The following is a 1,932-nucleotide window of genomic DNA, read 5'->3' on the forward strand; positions in this document are numbered from 1 at the left end:
CTGCCGGCGCGCCGACCGAGCCCGGGGCGGCGCCGTCGTCGACCCCCGGCGGTGCCACCGAGGGGGCGGCCCCGGAGGCCGCCGAGGGTTCGTGGGTGATCGAGCAGGCGGACCAGCAGGTGCTGCAGCAGCTGGTCCAGCTGTCCACACAGGTGCCGGTGATCGTGCTGCTGCACGTCCCGGGGGACGAGACCTCGGAGCAGCTGCACACCCAGTTCGCGGACGCGGTGGACGGCCAGGCGGGCCGCCTCGTCATGGGCCGCGTGGACGTGTCCGCCGAGCCGCAGCTGCTGCAGGCGTTCGGCCTCCAGGCCGGCCCGGCCGTCGTGGCGCTGGTGGCAGGGCAGCCGGTGCCGCTGGCCAACCAGGTGCTCCCGGTCGACACCCTGGAGCAGCTGGTCGGCGAGATCCAGCAGGTCGCCCGGCAGAACGGCGTCTCCGGCCAGGTGCCGCCCGTGGCGCCGGCCCGCTCCGGCGCAGGGGAACAGGCGCCGTCGAAGCCCGTGCCGCCGCTGCATCGGGAGGCGCAGGAGGCCCTGGCCGCCGGCGACTGGGAGGCCGCCGTGGGCGCCTGGGAGAAGGCCCTCAACGAGAACCCCGCGGACGCCACGGCCCAGCAGGGACTGGCCTCCGCGCAGCTGATGCGCCGCACTGCGGACATGGACGCCGCCGCCGTGCGCCAGGCAGGGGCCGAGAACCCGGACGATGTGGCCGCCCAGACCGCCGTGGCGGACCTGGACCTGCTCGGCGGCCACGTGGAGGACGCCTTCCAGCGCCTCGTCCGCTTCGTCGCGCTGCACCCGGGCGAGGACCGTGAGCCCGCCCGCGCGCACCTGGTGGACCTCTACACCGTGGTCGGCACGGACGACCCGCGCGTGCAGGCCTCGCGTCGCAGGCTCGCCTCGGCGCTGTTCTGAACCGGCCGGCTCCTGTCGGAGCCGCGTCCCGACGACGGCCGCGCACCTCCGGACGGTGCGCGGCCGTCGTCGTGCCCGGGGCCGGCGGGGAAGCGCGGCCGAACGTGCAGTGAACGGTGCGATCTCCTTCTTGTGGGGGAGTCGGAACCGGCTGTGCGTTCGCTAGCGTTGTGGCCATGCGTGCAGCGAACTCCCCGGACCCGGACCTCGCCCTCGTCGCCCGAGCACTGACCAAGCGCTTCGGGGACCGCCTCGCCCTGCAGGACTCGACCTGGACGTGCCGGCAGGCTCGTTCTTCGGTGTGGTGGGCCCCAACGGCGCCGGCAAGACCACCGCCCTGTCCATGGCCACGGGCCTGCTACGCCCGGACCACGGACAGGCGTGGATCCACGGCGTGGACGTCTGGGAGCAGCCGCGGGAGGCCAAGTCCCGTGTGGGCGTCCTGGCGGACGGCGTGCGCACCTTCGACCGGCTCTCCGGCAGCCAGCTGGTGACCTACGCCGGCCTGCTGCACGGCCTGGAGGCGGAGGTGGTGGCCGAGCGCACCGCGGACCTGCTGCGCGTCATGGATCTGGAGGACGCCGGACGCAAGCCGGTGGTGGACTACTCGGCCGGCATGACGAAGAAGGTCATGCTCGCCGCCGCCATGGTCCACGCCCCGGACGTGCTCGTGCTGGACGAGCCCTTCGAGGCCGTGGACCCCGTCTCCGCCGCGAACATCCGGAACATCCTGCACAGCTACGTCCAGCGCGGCGGCACCGTGATCGTCTCCAGCCACGTCATGGACCTGGTGCAGCGCATGTGCTCCCATGTGGCCGTGATCGCCGAGGGCCGCCTCGTGGCCACCGGCACCGTGGACGAGGTCCGCGGCGGCCAGGACCTGGAGGAGCGGTTCGTCGAGCTGGTCGGCGGCCGCCACACCGGCGAGGGGCTGGCATGGCTGTGACGGACGCGGACCGCCCCGCCGGCGCCACCGGACCCCTCGGCCGGACGGGCGTCGGCGCCCGGCGAGGTC

At 74.5% G+C, this 1,932-nt stretch carries 1 protein-coding gene and 1 pseudogene; both read left to right on the top strand.

The window, feature by feature from the left end; translation table 11 throughout:
• A partial coding sequence (locus AC2W7A_RS11990; protein ID WP_485991541.1) for a co-chaperone YbbN occupies positions 1-917 on the top strand: 917 nt, incomplete at its 5' end.
• 176 nt (positions 918-1,093) lie between these two features.
• A pseudogene (locus tag AC2W7A_RS11995) lies at positions 1,094-1,863 on the top strand (ABC transporter ATP-binding protein).
• Positions 1,864-1,932: the final 69 nt, after the last annotated feature.

The organism is Micrococcus sp. LASM2_SD2 (assembly GCF_057364565.1).